Annotated in this window: 9 protein-coding genes and 1 pseudogene; 2 read left to right on the plus strand and 8 right to left on the minus strand. The window is 72.5% G+C overall.

From position 1 onward, the window contains the following. The 8 genes and pseudogenes from AB0B89_RS25670 to AB0B89_RS25705 all read right to left on the minus strand — a co-directional run. Nucleotides 1-748: pseudogene (locus AB0B89_RS25670) on the minus strand (hypothetical protein); the annotation flags it as partial. Nucleotides 749-754: 6 nt separating this feature from the next. After that, the gene (locus AB0B89_RS25675) at nt 755-1,927 is read right to left on the minus strand and encodes a hypothetical protein (protein ID WP_358557765.1); all 1,173 of its coding nucleotides are present in this window, start codon (nt 1,925-1,927) and stop codon (nt 755-757) included. Between the two features lie 4 nt (nt 1,928-1,931). Beyond that, nucleotides 1,932-4,520: a hypothetical protein gene (locus tag AB0B89_RS25680; RefSeq protein WP_358557768.1), complete on the minus strand. Its 2,589-nt coding sequence runs from the start codon at nt 4,518-4,520 to the stop codon at nt 1,932-1,934. 12 nt (nt 4,521-4,532) lie between these two features. Then, the gene (locus AB0B89_RS25685) at nt 4,533-6,116 is read right to left on the minus strand and encodes an Hsp70 family protein (RefSeq protein WP_358557771.1); all 1,584 of its coding nucleotides are present in this window, start codon (nt 6,114-6,116) and stop codon (nt 4,533-4,535) included. Between the two features lie 3 nt (nt 6,117-6,119). Then, nucleotides 6,120-6,761 carry a nucleotide exchange factor GrpE gene (gene grpE, locus AB0B89_RS25690; RefSeq protein ID WP_358557774.1) on the minus strand — a complete coding sequence of 214 codons (642 nt, stop codon included), beginning with the start codon at nt 6,759-6,761 and terminating at the stop codon, nt 6,120-6,122. A 364-nt stretch (nt 6,762-7,125) separates the two neighbouring features. Next, on the minus strand, nt 7,126-12,231 hold the full coding sequence (locus AB0B89_RS25695; protein WP_358557777.1) for a DNA repair ATPase: 5,106 nt from the start codon (nt 12,229-12,231) through the stop codon (nt 7,126-7,128). 6 nt (nt 12,232-12,237) lie between these two features. Next, nucleotides 12,238-14,295, minus strand: a complete 2,058-nt coding sequence (locus AB0B89_RS25700) for a flotillin family protein (RefSeq protein WP_358557779.1) — start codon at nt 14,293-14,295, stop codon at nt 12,238-12,240. A 10-nt stretch (nt 14,296-14,305) separates the two neighbouring features. Then, nucleotides 14,306-14,989: a hypothetical protein gene (locus AB0B89_RS25705; protein WP_358557785.1), complete on the minus strand. Its 684-nt coding sequence runs from the start codon at nt 14,987-14,989 to the stop codon at nt 14,306-14,308. 194 nt (nt 14,990-15,183) lie between these two features. Here AB0B89_RS25705 and AB0B89_RS25710 point away from each other — a divergent pair, with 194 nt between their 5' ends. Next, nucleotides 15,184-15,930: a type 1 glutamine amidotransferase gene (locus AB0B89_RS25710; RefSeq protein ID WP_358557782.1), complete on the plus strand. Its 747-nt coding sequence runs from the start codon at nt 15,184-15,186 to the stop codon at nt 15,928-15,930. Nucleotides 15,931-16,057: 127 nt separating this feature from the next. Next, nucleotides 16,058-18,830: bifunctional [glutamine synthetase] adenylyltransferase/[glutamine synthetase]-adenylyl-L-tyrosine phosphorylase (locus AB0B89_RS25715; RefSeq protein ID WP_358557788.1), on the plus strand; the 2,773-nt coding region annotated here is incomplete at its 3' end.

Consider the following 18,830-nt stretch of genomic DNA (forward strand, 5'->3'; position numbering starts at 1 on the left):
CCGAGCGCGTGTCCAGCCGTACGACGGCGGCGTCGAGGTCGGACGGCATCCAGACGTCCGGGGTCGTGCCCACGATCACGTACGGGGCGCTCGCGGGATCGGCGCTGTAGGTCAGGAACGGCAGGCGGGCCGCCACCGGCCAGGGCAGCGAGTAGGAGATGACGGCGATCCACCGCACGATCTCCTCGACGTCGGCGGACACCAGCACCAGGCGGCCGTGCCCCTGCGAGAGAGCCCTCCCGACGGTCTCCAGCAGGACGCCCAGCCGCGCGTAGGCGGCCTCGCCCGCCGACGCCAGCCAGGCGGCGAGCGACTCGGGATCGACGCGGTCGCCCGGCAGCGGGTCGGCGAGCTCGGGCAGGGCAGTGCCGGGGGAAGCGGGGACGTCCGACCACAGGGACGCCTGCCAGAACTCCACCGGCCGCAGCCCCGTGAGCTCCTCTGGGACGGTGACCACCGCGTGGCCGAGGAAGTTGCCGTACCGCCCGGAGTAGTCCTGCCCGAGGTAGACGCAGCGGGTGAGCACGCTCAGCCCGCCCACCGTGTCGTACGCCAGGGCGACGGGAAGCTCGGCGACCTGCGCGGGGGTCGGGGCGAGCGGGGCGTCCGGCGGAGGCCTGTAGGCGAGGTGCGCGGCGACCTTGGCCGCGAGGCCCGGAGGGAGCCCAGGAGACTCGGCGACGAACTGGAACCCGGCACGCCCGGACGGCCCGGCCTCCGCCGAGGTGTAGTGCAACTGCCACGCCACCACCCCTCACCTCCGCCGGCCGGTGAGCATGCCGAATCTGTACAGCAGCCACAGCAGGGGGTCTTCGACGCGGTAGGGGCGGATGCCTCCGGGACCCACCGCGTCGCGTCCGGGGACGCCGCCCAGGGCCGAGAGGCCGAACAGTGCGAAGTCGGTGAAGTGCTGACGCAGGTAGCGGTCGACCATCCCGGCCTGCCACTCGTCCAGCAGGGCTCTGACCTGCTCGTGGACCGCCTCCCTGTCGTCCAGGTCGAGCGTGCCCGAGGGAGTGCGCGCCCGGTGCAGCGCCGACTGCGTGTCCATGCCCTCCTGCAGCGCGTCGATCTTGCTCAGCGCCACCGCGACGGGCACCTTCAGCCGCCCGGACCCCGAACGGTCCCGCAGCAGCTCGGTCACCCGGCTGATCACGTTGATCGGGTCGCTGTCGGGGTCGCCCGCGTTGACGCCGCCCCCGGATCGGGCGGCCCCGCTCAGCGACGCCTTGGCCCCCGGCAGCTCCACCGGGTCGACCAGGAAGATGATCGCGTCGGCCGCGTTGAGGTAGCGCAGGTGCGTCTCGGTGGACTCCCGGCTCCTGAGATCCTCGCCGGCGGTGTCGAAGAGCACCAGGGTCAGCGACATCGTCCGGGCGCGCAGGCGACCCGGCACCGTACGGGTGAGCAGGTACACCAGCGGGTCACGCGGCTCGGTCGCGGCGGGCCGCGTGGTGCTGAGCAGCCGCTGCTCGCCGTAGAGCGGGCGGGCGAAGTCCTGCTTGTAGCGGGCGATCGTGCGGTCGTCGCAGGCGACCAGCGAGGCGTCCAGCTCAGCGCCGACCCGGTTGGTCAGCTCGTGCAGCAGCACGGCGATGTAGGTGCTCTTGCCCGACCCCTTGGCCCCGACCAGCGCGACGATGCGGCCCGGGTTCGCGCAGTACTCGGCGGGCAGCCGGTTGTGGCACTCCGGGCACGCCCGCCACCCGGTGGACCGCCCGCAGCCGGGGCAGTCGGCGCGGCGTCCTGGCCTGCGCACCGAGAAGACCGGGGGCAGGGACGCGGCTGCGGGGGAGCCGAGGTACTCGGCCAGGGTCTCGTCCAGCCGCGCCTCGCAACCGCCGCCGCGCCCGGCCCTGCCCGCGCAGCGGAACGCGATGCGGTTGCGGTCGAGCCGTGCGAAGCAGAACGGGCAGGTGATCTGCAAGGGCTCATCCCACCTTCATCCGCCGTACCGGCGGGTCGATCAGGGCCACGTCGCCCCCCGTCGCCCGGCCCCCGCCGGACGTGCCGAGGTCGCCCTCCGGTCCGCCGTCGAAGGCGAAGCAGCGCAGCCAGTACGGCTTCGCCCGCCGGGGCGCGGGGACGGTCAGGCGGGCGGGCACGTCCAGGTCGGTCCATTCGTCCAGCAGCACGCCGTCGTCGGCGGACTTGGGCTGCACGAGCCCCGGCTTGAGCACCAGGACGAGGCGGCGCAGGCGTACGGGCCGGTCGGCGGTCACCTCGACCACCACCGAGCGCCGCCACGCCGGGCCCTGCTGGCTCAGGTCGTAGTGGACAGGGACGTGCCCGGCCAGCCGGAGGCTCACGGCGGGGCCGCGCAGGCGCTCGCCGTGGATCAGGGACGTCGGCGCGACCTCGACGGTCACGGGTTCCCCCTCGGGGACCTCCAGCCGGACCCCGCCCTGCGCGCGGTAGGCGGCCGAGTTGACGATCATGCTGTGCCCGCTCCAGCGCACCTCCACCTCGGGCACGTCCGGCGGCCAGTCGAAGCCGACGTAGACCGTGACGCCGCGTCGCTGCGCGGTGAGGCGGGTCGGGGGCGCGAGGTCCACGTGGTCGGCGTGCGCGCCGATCGTGGCCAGCTCGCCGGCCACCGTGACCGCGAGGAGCACGCCGGGGCCGCCTCCCGGACGTATGGCCTGGCCCTCCCGGGTGGGAATGGACGGGATCGCACGGCTCGCGGCGCGCAGCTCGGCCAGCGACACCGTGGTGCCCACGGGCCACGGCGGCGCCGCGTCCAGCGCCACGATCTCCAGGACCCCGTCCGGGGGCTCCTCGTACCGCACGAGCAGCGTGCCGGGGGCCGTGGGGTCGCGGCGGAGGGTGAACTCGCCGACCGGCCGGGGGCGGCCCCGCGGGGTCACGGTGTGCCGCACGCCGGGGGTGACCACCTCGCCGTCCTGGCCCGGGTAGGCGGCCGAGACGACGTAGGTGTGGCTCGTGCCGTTGACCACCTCCCGGTCGCGGAACCCGGCGCCGTCGGCGGCCAGCGTCCGCCCGTCGCGGGTCACCACCGCCCGCGTGGCCTCGGGGGGCAGCGACCACCGGCCCGACACCACGCCGTCGCCCGCCGTCACCCGGACCTCGCGCGGCTCGGGCCGTACGATGACCGGGGCCGCCGCCGCGGGCATGGACACCGCCTCGTCCCTGCGCGCCACCACCGAATAGGTGACCGGCGTGTTGACCGGAGGCCGCTCGTCGCGCGCGGACGGCCGATCGGTCGTCTCCAGCGGCACGCCGTTCCTGAGCACGTCGTACACGACGCGGCCCGCCCGGGAGGGCGAGGGCTGCCACACCAGGCTCACGCCCTCGCCATGGAGGTCGGCCCGCACGGCCCGCGCCGGGTGGGGCGCCAGCCGTACGAGCAGCTCGGCCGCGCCGGGCAGGTCGGGCACCCGCTGGAGCGCGTCCCGCAGCGCGAGCCACGCGTCGTCGGGGTCGAGGGCGGCCCGCGCGCGGTCCCTGAGCTGTAAGGCCCGCGCCAGCCTGGCCCTGACCTCGGTTGCGAGCTCCGCCGCCTCGCCGGTGAGCCCGCCGGGGCCGAGCGCGTCGGCGAAGTCGGCCGCCGCGTGGATCTCCCCTGCGTCAACCAGCTCGCGCAGCCGCGCCGAGGACCCGCTGGCCACGCCGCCCTCCCCGCGGACGGCGAAGATCAGCCTGCGGGCGTCATCCGCGGCCAGATCGAGCTCGGTGGTCGCGTGCCGCAGCAGCGTGTCGTCGTACGGATGCTCGCGGACGCGTTCGCGCAGGCGGGAGACGATGTCGTACCGGATCAGGACGGCCGGGTCGGGGGAGTTGCGCAGGGCGGCCAGCACGGTGTCCGCGCTGATCGTCCACGGCCCCCGGCTGCGGGAGGCCCAGCGCCGCTCGACCTCCGCGAGCGCGTCCCGCACCGGTCCCGCGCCCGGCACCGCGAAGCCGTCGAGCACCCTCATGCCCGCGCAGCGCTCGCCGAAGACGAAACGGGCCAGATGGCTCAGCCCCAGGGTGTCGAGCGCCTCGCGCGCCTTGCCGTACCCGGGGTAGGGGGCGGCCTCGGGGAGCGCGTCGGGCTCGCGTACCTCGATCGACCGTTCGGCGGCCAGCCGCAGGGCCTCCTCCTGGCTGACGCCGCTCGAACGGGCGATCGTCGCCAGGAGCGCGGGGGAGAGCATGCGCAGCCGTCCCGCCGCGTCGTCGAGCCGGCCGCGGGCCTCGGAGAGCCTGCGCGCCGCCCTGTGCTCCGACTCGCCCAGCGCCGCGCGGAGCGGCCCGAGGTCGCCCTCCGCGGCGGCCGAGAAGATCGGGGCGAACCGGGCGTGGTCGGCCTCCAGCCGGTCGGCCAGCCGCTTGTACTTCAGCATGCCCCGCGCACGCCGCCAGCACTGGCGCACCAGCTTGACGGTCTCCGCCACCTCGGTCGCGGTCATCGCCTCGCCCAGCTGGTAGCGGACCCGCAGGTCCTCGGGCGGGAGCCCGCCCGCCTCGCGCGCGGGCTCCAGCACCTCGCGGGTGTACCGCTGCTCGTCGAAGGCCACGCGGCCGCCCGGCTAGCTGACCTGGACGCGGGACAGGGCGGCCCGGGACTCGGCCACCTCCTCCTCGGACATGCCTCCGATCTGGATGCGCAGCTCCAGCTCCTCGCCGGTCTCCCGCTCGCGGGAGGTCACCTGCAGCAGGCCGGAGGTGTCGAGCGCGAACGTCACCTCGATCGGCCATCCGGAAGGCTTGCCCGGCGGGATCTTCAGGACCCCCTCGGCGATCAGGCCGTTGTCGTCGGGCTCGTCGGACTCCGCCTGCCCCGCCTGCTCCATGACCTCGACGTTGACGCCGGTCTGGCCCTTGTCGATGGTGTAGAACTCCTGCGTCACCGCGGCGGGGAGCGGGTCGTTGGCGTGGACGAGGTGCTCGACGCTGCGCCGGCGGGACTCCTTGTCGGTGACGATGATCCCGAAGGCGCGGGAGGCGACCGTCTTGATGGTCCGCGCGGCGATCCGCTCCTGCTGGTCGGCCGACAGGCCCGCCCGCGCGGCCATGTCCTCCGCCTGCTCGCGCTCACCCGACAGCAGCAGCCGCCGGTAGGTCTCCTCGAAGGCGTACAGCGCCGCGCCCTTGGCCACCGCGAGGTCGGGGTCCTGGAGGCGGGGGGTGAGCTGGAACTCCTTCTGAAGGATCTCGGTCACCGCCGGCATCTTGGTGGAGCCGCCGACCAGCACCAGATGGTCGTACGCCTGCACGCCCTTGACCGCCGCCGTCTCCATCGTCCGCCGGGTGATCTCCATCGTGCGGTCGAGCAGGTCGCGGGTCAGCTCCGTGAGCGCCTCGCGGGTCAGCTCGACCTTGGCCACCCTGCCCTCGTGCACCACGCGGACGGTGTGCTGGGTGCGCGTGGAGAGCGTCTTCTTCAGGTCCTCGGCGTCGCGGCGCAGTTGCTGCTCGGACTGCTTGTCGAGCAGGGGGCTCCCCACGTCGGGGTGCTCGGCCTCGAACCGCTCGGCCAGGTACTCCACCAGCCGGTCGTCCCAGTCGGCGCCGCCCAGCTCGTGGTCGCCGTCGGTGCAGACCACCTCGATGTTCCCGCTGCGCAGCGTGATCACCGTGGTGTCGAAGGTGCCGCCGCCAAGGTCGTACACCAGGATCGTGTGGTCCTCATCGGGGTTGAGCACGCCGTAGGTGATCGCCGCCGCGATGGGCTCGGAGACGATGTCGATGACGTTGAGCCCGGCGATCTGGCCGGCCTTCCGCGTCGCGTCGCGCTCGGCCGCGCCGAAATAGGCGGGCACCGTGACGACCACGTCCTCGACCGGCTCGCCGGTCGCGGTCTGGGCGTCGTCGGCCAGCTTGCGCAGGATGAAGGCGGAGACCTCCTCCGGCGTGTACGGCCTGCCGTGCCTGACCCGCGGCACATCGTGCCCCATATCTCGTTTAATGCGGCTTACGACGAGGTCGGGTTCGAGCACGGCGCTGTCCTTGGCCGTGGCGCCCACCACGACGTTGTCGGGGGACTCGAAGAACACCACCGATGGAGTGGTGTCGGTGCCTTCGAGATTGCGCAGCACCGTCGGCCGTCCGACGTCGTCGACAGAGGCGATGCAGGAATACGTCGTGCCGAGGTCGATCCCATAAACAGCCATCGCCTAATCGCTCTCCTTTTTCGTGCCGTCGGCCGTGCCGCCGCTCGTACCGCCCTCGTCGCCCCCGGTGCCGGTCCCCTCTTCGGAGCCGGCCCGCCCGACCGCCACCGACGCCTTGCGCAGCACCCGGTCGCCCATCGCGAAGCCCTGAACCAGCACCTCCACGACCATCCCCTCCCCGCTCGCGCCCGCCTCGGCCGTACGGGCCGGGCGGTGGACGGCCGGGTCGTAGGCGTCGCCGGGCTCCACGGTGAGGAGCTCCGCGCCCGTACGGCCGAGCACCTCGGCCACCTCGTCGGCCAGCGCCGACAGTAGCGGGCCCACCAGCTCGGGGGAGGGGGGATCCGATTCCTGCCAGCGGGCGCCCTCGCGCACGAGCGTGTCGTAGAGCCGGTAGAGGCCGGCCCTCACCGGGGTCAGCGCCTCCTGGAGGAGCCCGTACCGCAGCTGCTGGTTCTCGGCGTGCAGCCGGTCGATGACCTGCTCCCGGTGAGCCGCCCGCTCGTGCTCGCGCCTGACCGTCTCGGTGAGCGCCGCCAGTTGCCGGGTGAGCTCCTCGGCCTGTCGCGCGAAATCCTTGGCGGCGTCGGGCTGAGCTGAGGGGGTGGCCTCACGAGGGGGAGGTCCTTCGGGGGGAGACGCCATCTATCTCCTTGTGGCGGCGATAAACGAATTCCTGACGCCTGTAACTCTATCCATCAAATGACCGCGCCCGGTAGAGATAAATCTGTCCACCAATGAGTCATATGTCGGACTTGCGGAGTCGCTTTTCGGCCTTCTTACGGCGACCGGATATACGCCATCGTGCGGTGGGTGGAGGGAATTGCTATAAACCTGGTAAACCTCAGGCGTCGCCTTAGCCGCACGGACTCTCCAGCGGATTCCGCGCGGCACCTGGACCGCCCCAGGGTTTCTTGACGCGCCGCTTCTCGCAGGGCGCTCAGGACTATGTGAACGCCGTGCGATCGCGGGTCGTCCTTATCGGCGGGCCGGAATTCCCCCTCTGGCGTCAGGCGCCGTCGGCGGAGAGCCGGTGGGCCGCTCGTTCGATGGCGGACTCCACCGCGCCGACCCGGTCGGCGAGGAGGCCGACGGCGCCGACGGCCCTGCTCATCGGGTCGTCGTCCCGGCCCCCGAGCGCCCGCGCCCGCAGGTACCCTGCCTTCACCTCGGCCCACCGCCGCGCCTGGCCGGCGGTCATGGTGCCGCGAAGCTCGGCCAGCTTGAGCAGGTTGGCCTCGGCTCCGCCGGTGAGGGTCTGCGCCTCGCCCGCGTAGTGGTCGTCGATCAGCGCCTCCAGCTCCCCGTCGTTGGTCACCGGCAGGACGCGCTCGGCCAGCTTGTTCATGTTGCGGTAGGAGCCCTGCAGCTGGAACGGAGGTTCGGTCCGCGACTCGTCCGCCTGCGCGGCGGAGGCGATGTAGGCCTGGTTGACCGCCAGCACGACCTCCTGGACGCGCAGCAGCCTGCGCAGCACGGCCAGGATCTGGTCGAGCTCCACGGGTGAGTACGGGTGGGCGAGCCGGTCGGGCCGTACGGACTGGTCGCCCCTGGCCAGGCGCACCAGCAGCTCCACGTCACCGCTTTCCCTGGCCGACAGCGGCGCGAGCACGGGGTTCGACGTCAGCGCGTTCTCGATGTAGCTCAGCGCGAACAGTTCTTCCCTGCCCGACAGGACGTCGCCCAGGTTCCACACGTCCGCGCGGTTGGCGAGCATGTCGGGGACGCGGAACCGCCTGCCCGACTCGGTGTACGGGTTGCCCGCCATGCACACCGCGAACCGTTTGCCGCGCAGGTCGTACGTGCGGGTGCCCCCGTCCCAGACGCCCTCCATCCGCCGCTGGGCGTCGCACAGGGAGATGAACCTCTGGAGCAGCTCGGGGGAGGTGTGCTGGATGTCGTCGAGGTAGAGCAGCACGTTGCTGCCCATCTCCAGCGCGAAGGAGATCTTCTCCACCTCCTGCCTGGCGGTCGCGTCCGGCGCCTCGGCCGGGTCGAGCGAGGTGACGGCGTGCCCGAGCGACGGCCCGTTGACCTTCACGAAGACCATTCCGAGCCTGCTCGCCACATACTCCATGAGAGTCGTCTTGCCGTAGCCGGGCGGCGAGATCAGCAGCAGGAGTCCCATCTGGTCGGTACGCCGCGCGTCGCCGACCGTGCCGAGCTGCTTCGCCAGGTTGCCGCCGATCAGCGGAAGGTAGACCTCGTCCAGCAGCCGGTTGCGCACGAACGCGCTCATCACCTTGGGCTTGTACTCCTCAAGCCGCAGCCGGCGCCGCTCCCCGGAGACCAGCGCGTCGCGCTGCCGCTGGTAGGCACGGAAGGCGGGGACGCGCTCGGCCCTGAAGCGCCGGGTACGGGCCGTCAGCTCGTCGAGGCGCAGCCGCAGGCGACGCTCCACGATGCGCGGATGGGCGCCGAGCAGGCCCTCGACCGTGGCGGACAGGGCGGCGGAGGAGTCGTGGCGGGGGAGCGCGGTGCCGCACAGCTCGACGGCCACCGCCTCCGGCAGGTCGTCCGCCGTCCCTTCCGCGCCGTCCGTGGTGCCGCCGGCGGTCGTCGTGAGGAGCGAGCCCAGCCACGCCGCGACCAGCTGGTGCCGAGCGGCCAGGTCGTCGCCGAGCGCGCGGAGGTCATCCTCGAACCCCTTGTACGACGCGGACCCCGGACCGCCGAGAGCCTCGCGGAACCTCGCGAGCAGGGCCCGGGCCCCGGCGCCCGTGACGAAGCCGGCCGGCGTCCCTGACAGCTCCTCGAAGAGGTACTCGGCGGCCAGATCGATGGCGGCGCCGGCGGCGACGTGGCCCGCGCCGTCCAAGAATCCGGCCATGGCGGCCGACAGCTCCGCGCACAACTCCCCGATCGCCCCGGAACATCCCCCGGTGTCCGAGGTCTCCTGGCGGCCGAAGGTCGCGCGTGCCCGTGCCAGGGAGGAGGCCCGGGTCGACCACTTGGCCCTTGCGGGCCCGCCGGCGCCGAACGCCCAGAACAGCTGGGCCGCCGCGCGCTCCGCGGGCGGGTAGCGCAGCAGGGCGCCGCCCGCGTGCAGGCGCAGCAGGGCGTCCAGGATCGCCGTGGCGTCGTGATCGTGCACCCCGCGCTCGTAGCCCTCGTCGTAACGGGCCTCGGCCACCCGGCGCACCACCCCGAGCAGGGCGCCGTCGGTGACCGCCGCCGCGCGCAGCGCTTCGAGCGACAGCCCCTCGCGGCCCCCCTCGGCCGCCGCGAGGACCCACGCGGCCAGGTGCTCGCCCCGGTAGACCTCGGGCGACTCCGAGACCAGCGCCTGCTCCCAGAACGGCCTGGTCGCGGCGAACGCCTCGTCCCGTACGGGCGAGCGGTAGTCGGTCCCCGTCACGGTGAACGCCATCCGGCCGTCGTGGGGGACGAGCGTGAGGTCGAACGGCTGGGTGCTGACGGCGAAGCGGTGCGCTCCCAGCCGTATGGTGTCGCCACCGTCGCCGTAGAGGTCCTTCTGGTCGCGCAGCGTACGTCCCGCCTCCTGCCGGGCGGCCTTGATCTGCCCCGCCAGCTCCTCGGCGCGCACCTGGTCGCCGAGCGAGCGCAGCTCGTCCGACACGCCGCGCAGCTTCGCCACCATCGGATCGGAGGCGAAGTAGGCGTTGACGTCGTCGAGCGACTTCAGGCTCCCCACCCGGCGCCGCACCCCCGAAAGGATGCGCTCCGCCGAGTCGGCCAGGCGGTCGGTCCTGCGTGCCCGCTCGTCCAGCAGCGCCTGCTTGCGCGAGGAGAACGCCTCGTAGACGTCCTCCCGCTTGGAGGTCAGCCGGGCCAGGAAGTCGTCGAACTCGCCGAACCGGGACTCCAGGTTCTCCAGCTGGAGCAGCAGCCGCCCGAGCTGCTCGTCGCACCGCCCGGGGCTGTCCGCCATGGCGAGGGCGCCGGTGACGGCCTGCCCGAGCAGCGAGAACTCGGCCGCGAACTGGGCGCGGCCCTCGACGGACAGCAGCTCGCCCCGGCGGGCGGCGAGGATGGCCCTCGCGCGGTTCGCCCCGCCCAGCACCTCGCCGATCCGCTCCAGGATCGCCGTGCGGACGGTGGCGTCGGCGATGTCCAGGCTCCCGACGACCTCGGTGACGATCTCCAGCGCCTCGGCCTGCTCGGTGAGCCGCGCGCCGACCGGCTCGGCCTCGGCCACGGTGGACACGGCCGCGGCGTCCTCGGCCAGCCGGTCCACCTGTTCGTGGAAGCCGCTGAAGGCGTCGTCGCCTTCCAGGAACGCGACCGCCCGCCGCGCGGCCCCGCTGAGCTCGGTCTCCAGCCCGGCCGCCAGCTCGTCGATCCGGGTCACGTCGGCGAAACGCTGCTCCCGTATGGTCATGAGGCCGCCCTGGGCCCTGCGCAGCTCGGCCAGCCGGGTCACCCACTCGCCGGCCGTGGAGGGCGCCTCGCCGTGCAGGCGCCGCACCATCGAGGCGATGCGCGCAGCGGCCTCGTCGAGCGTGGCGGTCGCCTGCCCGGTGAGCGCCTGGACCTTCTCCAGCTCGTCGAGCACCTGCTCGCCCGCCGCCCGTACGGCCGCCAGCGGGGTGCTCAGGTCGCCGAGCCGGTCGTCGCCGAGCCAGTGGTAGTGGTCGGACATCCGCTCGCAGGCGGCGATGATGGCCTCGAACACCGCCGTGGACGGGCTCATCTCGTCGACCATCCGGCTGATCGACAGCGAGTCCGAGATGCCGCGTACGAGGTCGCCGTTGCCGACGCGCTCCAGCGGACCGGTGCCGGTGGGCCGCCTGGCGGCGTAGGTGTCGGACAGGTACGGAGTCTGCCAGACCTGCATCGGATGGACCCGGGCCGGCTCCTTGGACAGCTCGCGGAACACCACCAGCGTGCCATCCTCGAACAGCGAGTACCCGTGGCAGGTGATCGGGCCGGCCACCTGCTTGCGGATCACGTTGTACGGCAGCAGCAGCGTCCGGCCCTCGGTGCGGGCGTGGAAGACGTACAGCACGTCCTCGCCGTTGGTCGAGCGCACCACCCGCTCGTACTCCAGGTCCTCCACGTCGGTGTCGAAGGTCTTGGTGACGCCCGTGGCCAGGTGGTACCCGCCGGGGAAGATGATCCCCTGGTCCTCCGGGAGGCGGCGGCAGGCCTGCCCGATGCCGTCGAGGCGTACGACGGTCCTGGTCCTGGTGTTGAACACCAGATGCCGGGCCTCGGTCTCCTTGTACGGCCTGACGCGCAGAAGGATCAGCGGCCCGATCCTGGCGTGGTGAACCTCGGCGTCGGCCAGGCTCTGCAGCGGCTCGTCGACCGGCTCGCGGTAGATGCCCTCGCCGGTCTCGGTGTTGTTCTCGATCTTGATCGTCAGGTCGCCGCCGACGGTCTCGACGAACACCTCGTCACCGATGGAGATGTGCGGGTGCCGGCCGAGCACGTGGTCGTCGCGCGTCGTCTCGGTCCATTCGAAGTCGTGCGACGAGGGGAACACGTGGTCGCGCTCGCCCCGGTTGTCCACGTACGCGATGGTGCCGTCGGCGGCGACGTTCCACCGCAGCACTCGCACGTCCTGCGTTCGCGGGCCGGTCTGGAAGACCGCGAGCAGCTTGTCGTCGACCTGCCGGAGCTGGAGCAGCCGGGTCTCCCGGTAGTACCGGTACAGCTCGGCGAAGTCCCGCTGGAACCGCTCGTCGCGCAGCAGCCCGGGGAGCTCGCCGCCGCGCGCGTCCTCGAAGCGGAACGACTCGCCCTCGCGCACGAACCGGTGGAGGGAGAAGACGTCGTCGACGGCCGTCTCCGGTTTCAGCCCGATGAAGACGTTGTAGCCGAACAGCATGAGCCCGCCCGCTGACACGATGTCGCGGGGCACGCAGTTGTTCTCCGTGCGGATCCGCTCGGTGCCGATGAGGCGCAGCTCGGCGCTGCCGAAGACCGCGAGGCGCTCGGCGTTGAGCGCCTCGGCCCGTCTGGCGAGCTCGGCGGCCTGCTCGGACAGCCGCGCCCGCAGCACGTCGTAGGTGCCCGCGTCCAGGGCCGCCGGTCCCGCCGGGGCGGGGGCGGCGGCCCCCGTCCCGGCAGCGCGCGGAGAGCCGTCGCCCGGTCCGGGCTCGTGTCCTGATCCGGTTCCGGCGTCCGCGCCGGTGAGAAGGTCGGTCATGGGGCGTCAGTGCTGGGCGCCGGCGGAGCCGGTGAGGATCGGGGCGGAGCCGTTGCCGGCGGTGAGGGCGCCGAGGGCCGAGACGGGCACGTCCGCGACGCCGAGGTGCCGCGCCGTGTCCAGCAGCTTGGTCAGCTGCCCGGAGTCGGGGCCTCCGGCCTTGATCAGCTGCAGGAGCAGTGCCGAGATCGACAGGTTCTTCACGTCGGACGAGCTGAGCGAGCCGAGCAGCCGGGTGACGTCCTCGGGGAAGCTCGACGACCCGTCCAGCCACGGCCCGGCCAGCTTCTTGGCCACCTCGGAGTGCTCGACGAAGCCGTCCACGCTCTTGCCGAGCGCGATGGAGCCCATGAGCCGGTCGAAGAACACCCCGTCGCCGCCCACGATGCTGATGTCGGCCTTCTCCAGCCCGGCCGCCAGCACGACGGCCTGCGACTCGGCGATGGAGCGCTGGGCGTCGAAGCCGGCGAGCCGCAGGTCCTTCTCGGCCTCCAGCCGCAGGCGGTACTCCTCGTGGGTGCGGCTGGCGTCGTCCAGCGCGGCCATGGCCGCGGCCTTCTCCGTGAGACCCTCGGCCTCGGCCTTGAGCTTCTCGCCCACCGCGGTGGCGGCCACGAGGGTCTTCTCCCGCTCCACGGCGGCCTCGGCGCGGCCGACCTTCTCGATGGCCTCGGCGCCCCGCTCGCGCACCTGCACCTCGGCCAGTCCCGTCGCGGCCGCCTCCGCCTGGATCCCCTCGGCCAGGCGGATCTTCGCCCGCGCGTCGAACTCGGCGGCCTGCTGGCGCGCTTCGGCCAGCACCAGCTGCTCGCGCGCCTTGTGCTTGGCCGCCGTCTCGGCCGCCTCCGCGGCCTTGATGTCCTTGACCAGGCTTTCCTGGGCCTCGGCCTCGGCCTGGATCACCACGGTCTGGCGTACCCGCTCCGCCTCCTCGACGGCGCGCAGGCGCTTGATGATCTCCTCCTGCTCGGCCACGGTCTTCTCGACCGCGATGCGCTCGCGGATGACCTCGGCCATCGCCCGCTTCTCGACCTCCAGCTCCTTGTCCTTGGAGATCGAGGACAGCTGTGTCTCGCGCTCGCGGGCGACGACTTCCATTTGGCGGTCCTTCTCGATCCGCTCGGTCTCGATGGCGATGACGCGTTCCCGGTTCTTCTCCGCGACCGCGATCTCCCTGGCCCTGTTCTCCTGCTGGACGCCGAGCTGCTCGTCCGTACGGATGTGGGCGGACTGGGCCCTGAGCCGCTCCTCGGCCTGAACCCGGGCGATCTCGGCCTCCTCGCGGGCGCGCATGGTCTCGACCTCGCGCTTCTGCTTGATCTCCGCGTCGGTCTGCCGCCGCTCCAGCTCCAGGATCGCCTCCCGCGCGTCGACGTTCTGGCGGGTGATCTCCTTCTCCTCGTGGCGCTGGAACTCGTTCGTGCGGACGTGCTCGATCGAGGTCAGCTCGGTGATCTTGCGGATGCCCTGGGCGTCGAGGATGTTCGCCGGGTCGAGCTTGGCCATGGGCGTCTGCTCAAGGAAGTCGATCGCGGCGTCCTCAAGGCTGTAGCCGTTCAGGTCGGTGCCGATGACCTGGATGATCTGGTCACGGAATTCGTCGCGCTTGGTGTAGAGGTCGACGAAGTCGAGCTGCTTGCCCACGGTCTTCAGCGCCTCGGAGAACTTCGCGCTGAACAGCGCCTGGAGCGTCGTCTCGTCGCTCGCGCGGGCGGTGCCGATGGCCTGGGCCACCTTCACCACGTCCTCGACGGTCTTGTTGACGCGGACGAAGAACGTGATGCGGATGTCGGCGCGGATGTTGTCCCGGCAGATCAGGCCCTCCTGGCCGGACCGTTCGATCTCGATGGTCTTCACCGAGATGTCCATGATCTCGGCCTTGTGGAGGACGGGCAGCACCACCGCTCCGGTGAAGGTGACGTCCACCGACTTGACCTTGGAGATGATCAGCGCCTTGCCCTGCTCGATCTTGCGGAACAGGCGTGTGATCACCAGCAGCGTGGTGAGCGCGATGACGAGCAGGACGGCGAGGAGCACGCCGAAACCCGTGGAGATGACGTCCAATGATGGTCCCTTACTTGGTCGGTGCGTCGGGGTCGAGTTCGGCGTCGTAGGGCGTGACCCAGAAGAACTCGCCGTCCGCGTCGTAGTCGAAGATCAGAGCGGTGTCGCCCGCGCGCAGCGCTTCCTCGTGCTTCCCGTCGCCCTCGCCGGGGCGGAGACGCGCGTCGCGTGCGGCCGAAGGCTCGGGCCCGTGTCCGCCACGGGAGGCGGGCTCGACGCCGAGCCCGTCCCGCAGCGCGTGGCCCGGCCACTGCAGTTGTCTGACCTGGATGACGGCGGACGAGCCGTCGGACGCCCTGACCTCGGCCTGGCCGAAGTCGGCGCCCACGCGTCCCGTACGGATGACGCACGTCCTGCCCACGAAGTCCTGGCGGGAGGGTGCCCGGTGACCGGCGAACACGCGGCGCAGGGGCAGCACCAGCCAGCGGGTGACCACCCATGCCGAGGCGAGCGCCACGAAGAGCAGGGCGGCGCGCGTGCCCCCTGACGGGGAGCCGGCCAGGGCCGTACCGGCCAGGCTCACGAACCACGCGAGGACGATGAGCAGCGAGACCGCGAGGGTCGCGGGCACCCCGCCCAGCCCGAGGACGCCCAGTGGCCCGGTGCCGTGGCCCGCGTCCGTGGAGTCGTCCGCGTCCAGGACGTCGAGGTCGGCCCCACCCAGCAACACGAGCGCCCAGTATCCGACGACCACTACCAGCAAGAAACTGAAGAGAACGGCCGGAAAACTCAACGCCGTATCGACGAACTCCCCCATCGGTGTGCTAATCCCCCTAGCGACCGGTTCCCCCGAACCGATAAACGAATTTATAGCGGGAAAGTTCCTAGTTTTCACACCAGAGTGGAGGTTGGGTGGAGCCGGGGGTTTCGGACACCCATAATCGAGGCATGGGACACCGCATTCTGATCATCGAGCATGAGGCCGAGGCCGGCCTCGGGTTCCTCGCCGGATGGCTGGCCGGCGCCGGGGTGACCTGTGAGATCGCCCGGCCGTACGCGGACGGGAAGGTCCCCGGCCTCGCGGCGGACGGCCTGATCGTGCTCGGTGGCGCGGCGTCGGCCTGGGACGACGAGGGATACGCCTGGCTGCCCGCCACGCGCGGGCTCATCAGGCGCTCGGTGGACGCGGGGCTGCCGACCCTCGGGATCTGCCTCGGCGCGCAGCTGATGACCCTGGCCTGCGGGGGAGCGGTCGAGCGGGGCGCGGACGGCCTGGAGGTCGGCCTGGGGTCGGTGTCGCTCCTGCCCGCCGCGGCCGGCGACCCCCTGTTCGCGCGGCTCGCGCCCACCGTCCGGTCGGTGCAGTACCACCAGGACGCCATGACGGCCCTCCCGCCGGGCGCGGTGCCGCTGGCGACGGGGGAGCGGTACCCGAACCAGGCCTACCGCCTCGGCTCCTCGGCATGGGCGGTGCAGTTCCACCCGGAGGCGACTCCCGAGATCTTCCTGTCCTGGACCGGGCCGAACGCCGGGGAACTGGCCGCGGGCGGGTTCGACGTTCAGGACCTGGACGCCACGGTGGTCGCCGCGCGTGACGAGCTGGAACGGACCTGGCGCCCGCTCGCCGAGGCCTTCGCCGCGGTCGTCACCGGCGGCCGCGTACAGGCCGACTCTCCGTTGCCTGATTTGTCCTGAATTGCCGCAATATTCGGGCCGGGCACCCCTTTCCATTCCCGGTGACCGGGCGATTACGGCGCGGAACCGCTAACGACGGACCAGTGAGTGACCGGCTACTTTGGGCATTGTGAACGCCGAGTCCCGTATGCAGACGACGGCCGGGCGCCTGGCACGGCTGGGCTTCGCCGACGGAGCCCAGGCCGAGCGGCTTCTCGACGAGCTGGGCCCCGAGGCCGTGGGAGATCTCGACCTGCTCGCGGCGCTGGTCGGCGCCGCCGACCCCGACCTCGCGCTCACCTCGCTCGCCCGTCTGGCCGAGCGCGACCCGAGCGTCCTCGGCGCCCTCCGCGCCGACCCCGGGCTCAGGGCACGGCTGCTCGGGGTCTTCGGCCTGTCGGCCGCGCTCGGCGAGCACGTCGTACGGCACCCCGGGCACTGGAAGCTCCTTGAGGGCGAGCAGGCGGTCCAGCGCATGCCCGAGCGCGACATGCGGGCCGAGTTGCTCGAGGCCGTCGGCGCCGACCCGTCCGAGGCCGAGCCCCAGGCTCCGCACGGCGGCACGGACACGATGTCGGCCCTGCGCGTCGCCTACCGGGGCCGGTTGCTGCACCTCGCCGCGCGCGACATCACCGGCCAGGCCTCGCTCTCCCAGGTCACCGCCGAGCTCTCCGACCTCGCCGCCGCCGCGCTGGAGGCGGGCCTCGCCATCGCCCGCTCCGACCATCCCGAGAGCGCCGACGTACGGCTCGCGGTGATCGGCATGGGCAAGTGCGGCGCGCGCGAGCTGAACTACATCAGCGACGTCGATGTGATCTTCGTGGCCGAGCCGCGTGACGGGGTCGACGAGACCAAGGCGCTCCGGGCGGCGACGCGGCTCGCACAGGGCATGATGAGGGCCTGCTCCACGAGCACCCCCGAGGGCGCCCTGTGGGAGGTCGACGCGGCCCTGCGGCCCGAGGGCAAGGCGGGCCCGCTCGTCCGCAGCCTGGCGAGCCACCTCACCTACTACCGCCGGTGGGCCAAGACCTGGGAGTTCCAGGCGCTGCTCAAGGCTCGTCCCGTCGCCGGCGACATGGAGCTCGGCGAGGAGTACGTCGCCGCGGTCAACGAGCTCGTCTGGCAGGCCGCCGCCCGGGACCACTTCGTCGAGGACGTCCAGGCGATGCGGCGCAAGGTCGAGGCGAACGTCCGCGCGAGCGAGGCCGACCGCCAGATCAAGCTCGGCCCGGGCGGCCTGCGCGACATCGAGTTCGCCGTCCAGTTGCTCCAGCTCGTGCACGGCCGCTCCGACGGCCTCCTGCGCCGCCGCGCCACGCTGCCCGCGCTCGCCGCCCTGTCGCGGGGCGGCTACGTCGGCAGGGACGACGCGAAGGCCCTCGCCGAGGCCTACAGCTTCCTGCGGCAGGTCGAGCACCAGCTCCAGCTCCACCGCCTGCGCCGCACCCATGTCGTGCCTGAGAGCGTCACCGACCTGCGCCGCATCGGCAGGGGCCTCGGCATGGTCGTCGACCCGGTGGGCGAGTTCACCACCCGCTGGAGGCGGCACGCCATGGAGGCACGGCGGCTGCACGAGAAGCTGTTCTACCGCCCGTTGCTCCAGGCCGTCGCCCGGCTGCCCGGAGAGGAGGCCCGGCTGTCCACGGCCGCCGCCTCCGCGCGGCTGTCGGCACTCGGGTACGCCGACCCCGACGGGGCGCTCCGGCACATCGCCGCGCTGACCAGCGGAGTCTCGCGGAGGGCGGCGATCCAGCGGACCCTGCTGCCCGTCATGCTCGGCTGGTTCGCCGACGCGCCCGACCCGGACGCGGGCCTGCTGGGGTTCCGCCAGGTCAGCGACAAGCTCGGCGCGACCCCCTGGTACCTGCGCCTGCTCCGCGACGAGACCGCGGTCGCCGAGCGCATGGCCCGGCTCCTCGGCACCAGCCGCTACGCCACCGGGCTGCTGCTGAACGCCCCCGACGCCGTGGCCATGCTCGGCTCCGACGGTGAGCTCGCGGTCCGTCCGAAGGCGTCGCTCTCGGCCGAGGCCCACGCGTCCGTGGAGCGCCACTCCCACGACGCCGAGACCGCCGTCGCCTCCGTCCGCGCCCTGCGCCGCCGCGAGCTGTTCCGTACGGCCGTGGCGGGGCTCGTCGGCCGCATCGACATCGAGGAGGTCGGCCAGGCCCTCTCGGAGCTCAACGACGTCACCATCCAGGCCGCCCTGGACGCCGCGATCCACAAGATCTCACTGGAGCGGCGCGGCGACTTCCCGACCCGCTTCGCGGTGATCGCCATGGGGCGCCTCGGCGGGTACGAGTCGTCGTACGGCAGCGACGCCGACGTCATGTTCGTCCACTCGCCGCTTCCGGGAGTGGACGAGAAGGTCGCGACCGACGCGGCGCACGCGGTCGCCAACGAGCTGCGCCGCCTGCTCGCCCGGGCCGCCCCGGACCCGCCGCTGCAGATCGACCCCGACCTGCGCCCGGAGGGCCGTCAGGGAGCCCTGGTCCGCTCGTTGTCGTCGTACGAGGCGTACTACCGGCGATGGTCGTCTCCGTGGGAGTCCCAGGCGCTGCTCCGCGCCCGCTTCTCGGCGGGCGATCCCGGGCTGGGAGCCGAGTTCACGGCCCTCATCGAACCGCTCCGGTACCCGGTGGACGGCATCAGCGACTCCGCCGTGCGTGAGATCCGCAGGCTGAAGGCGCGCATGGAGGCCGAGCGGCTGCCCAGGGGCGCCGACCCCCTGCTGCACACCAAGCTCGGCAGGGGCGGGCTTTCCGACGTCGAGTGGCTGGCGCAGCTGATCCAGCTCAGGCACGCGTTCGACGTGCCCGAACTGCGGGGGCTGCCCCCGGTGGAGTCCAGGATCTCCAGGCGAACCCAGCGCAGGCCCTTCTCGAAGCCGACGCGGGTCGGCCGGTCGGACGGATGCCACG

Source organism: Sphaerisporangium sp. NPDC049002, from assembly GCF_040649355.1.
In the GTDB taxonomy this organism is placed as follows: Bacteria; Actinomycetota; Actinomycetes; order Streptosporangiales; family Streptosporangiaceae; genus Sphaerisporangium.

Excerpts from the sequence above, each read along its gene's own strand:
- AB0B89_RS25685 (WP_358557771.1), bottom strand. The coding sequence starts at position 6,116 with ATGGCTGTTTATGGGATCGACCTCGGCACGACGTATTCCTGCATCGCC.
- grpE (WP_358557774.1), bottom strand. The coding sequence starts at position 6,761 with ATGGCGTCTCCCCCCGAAGGACCTCCCCCTCGTGAGGCCACCCCCTCA.
- AB0B89_RS25695 (WP_358557777.1), bottom strand. The coding sequence starts at position 12,231 with ATGACCGACCTTCTCACCGGCGCGGACGCCGGAACCGGATCAGGACAC.
- AB0B89_RS25710 (WP_358557782.1), top strand. The coding sequence starts at position 15,184 with ATGGGACACCGCATTCTGATCATCGAGCATGAGGCCGAGGCCGGCCTC.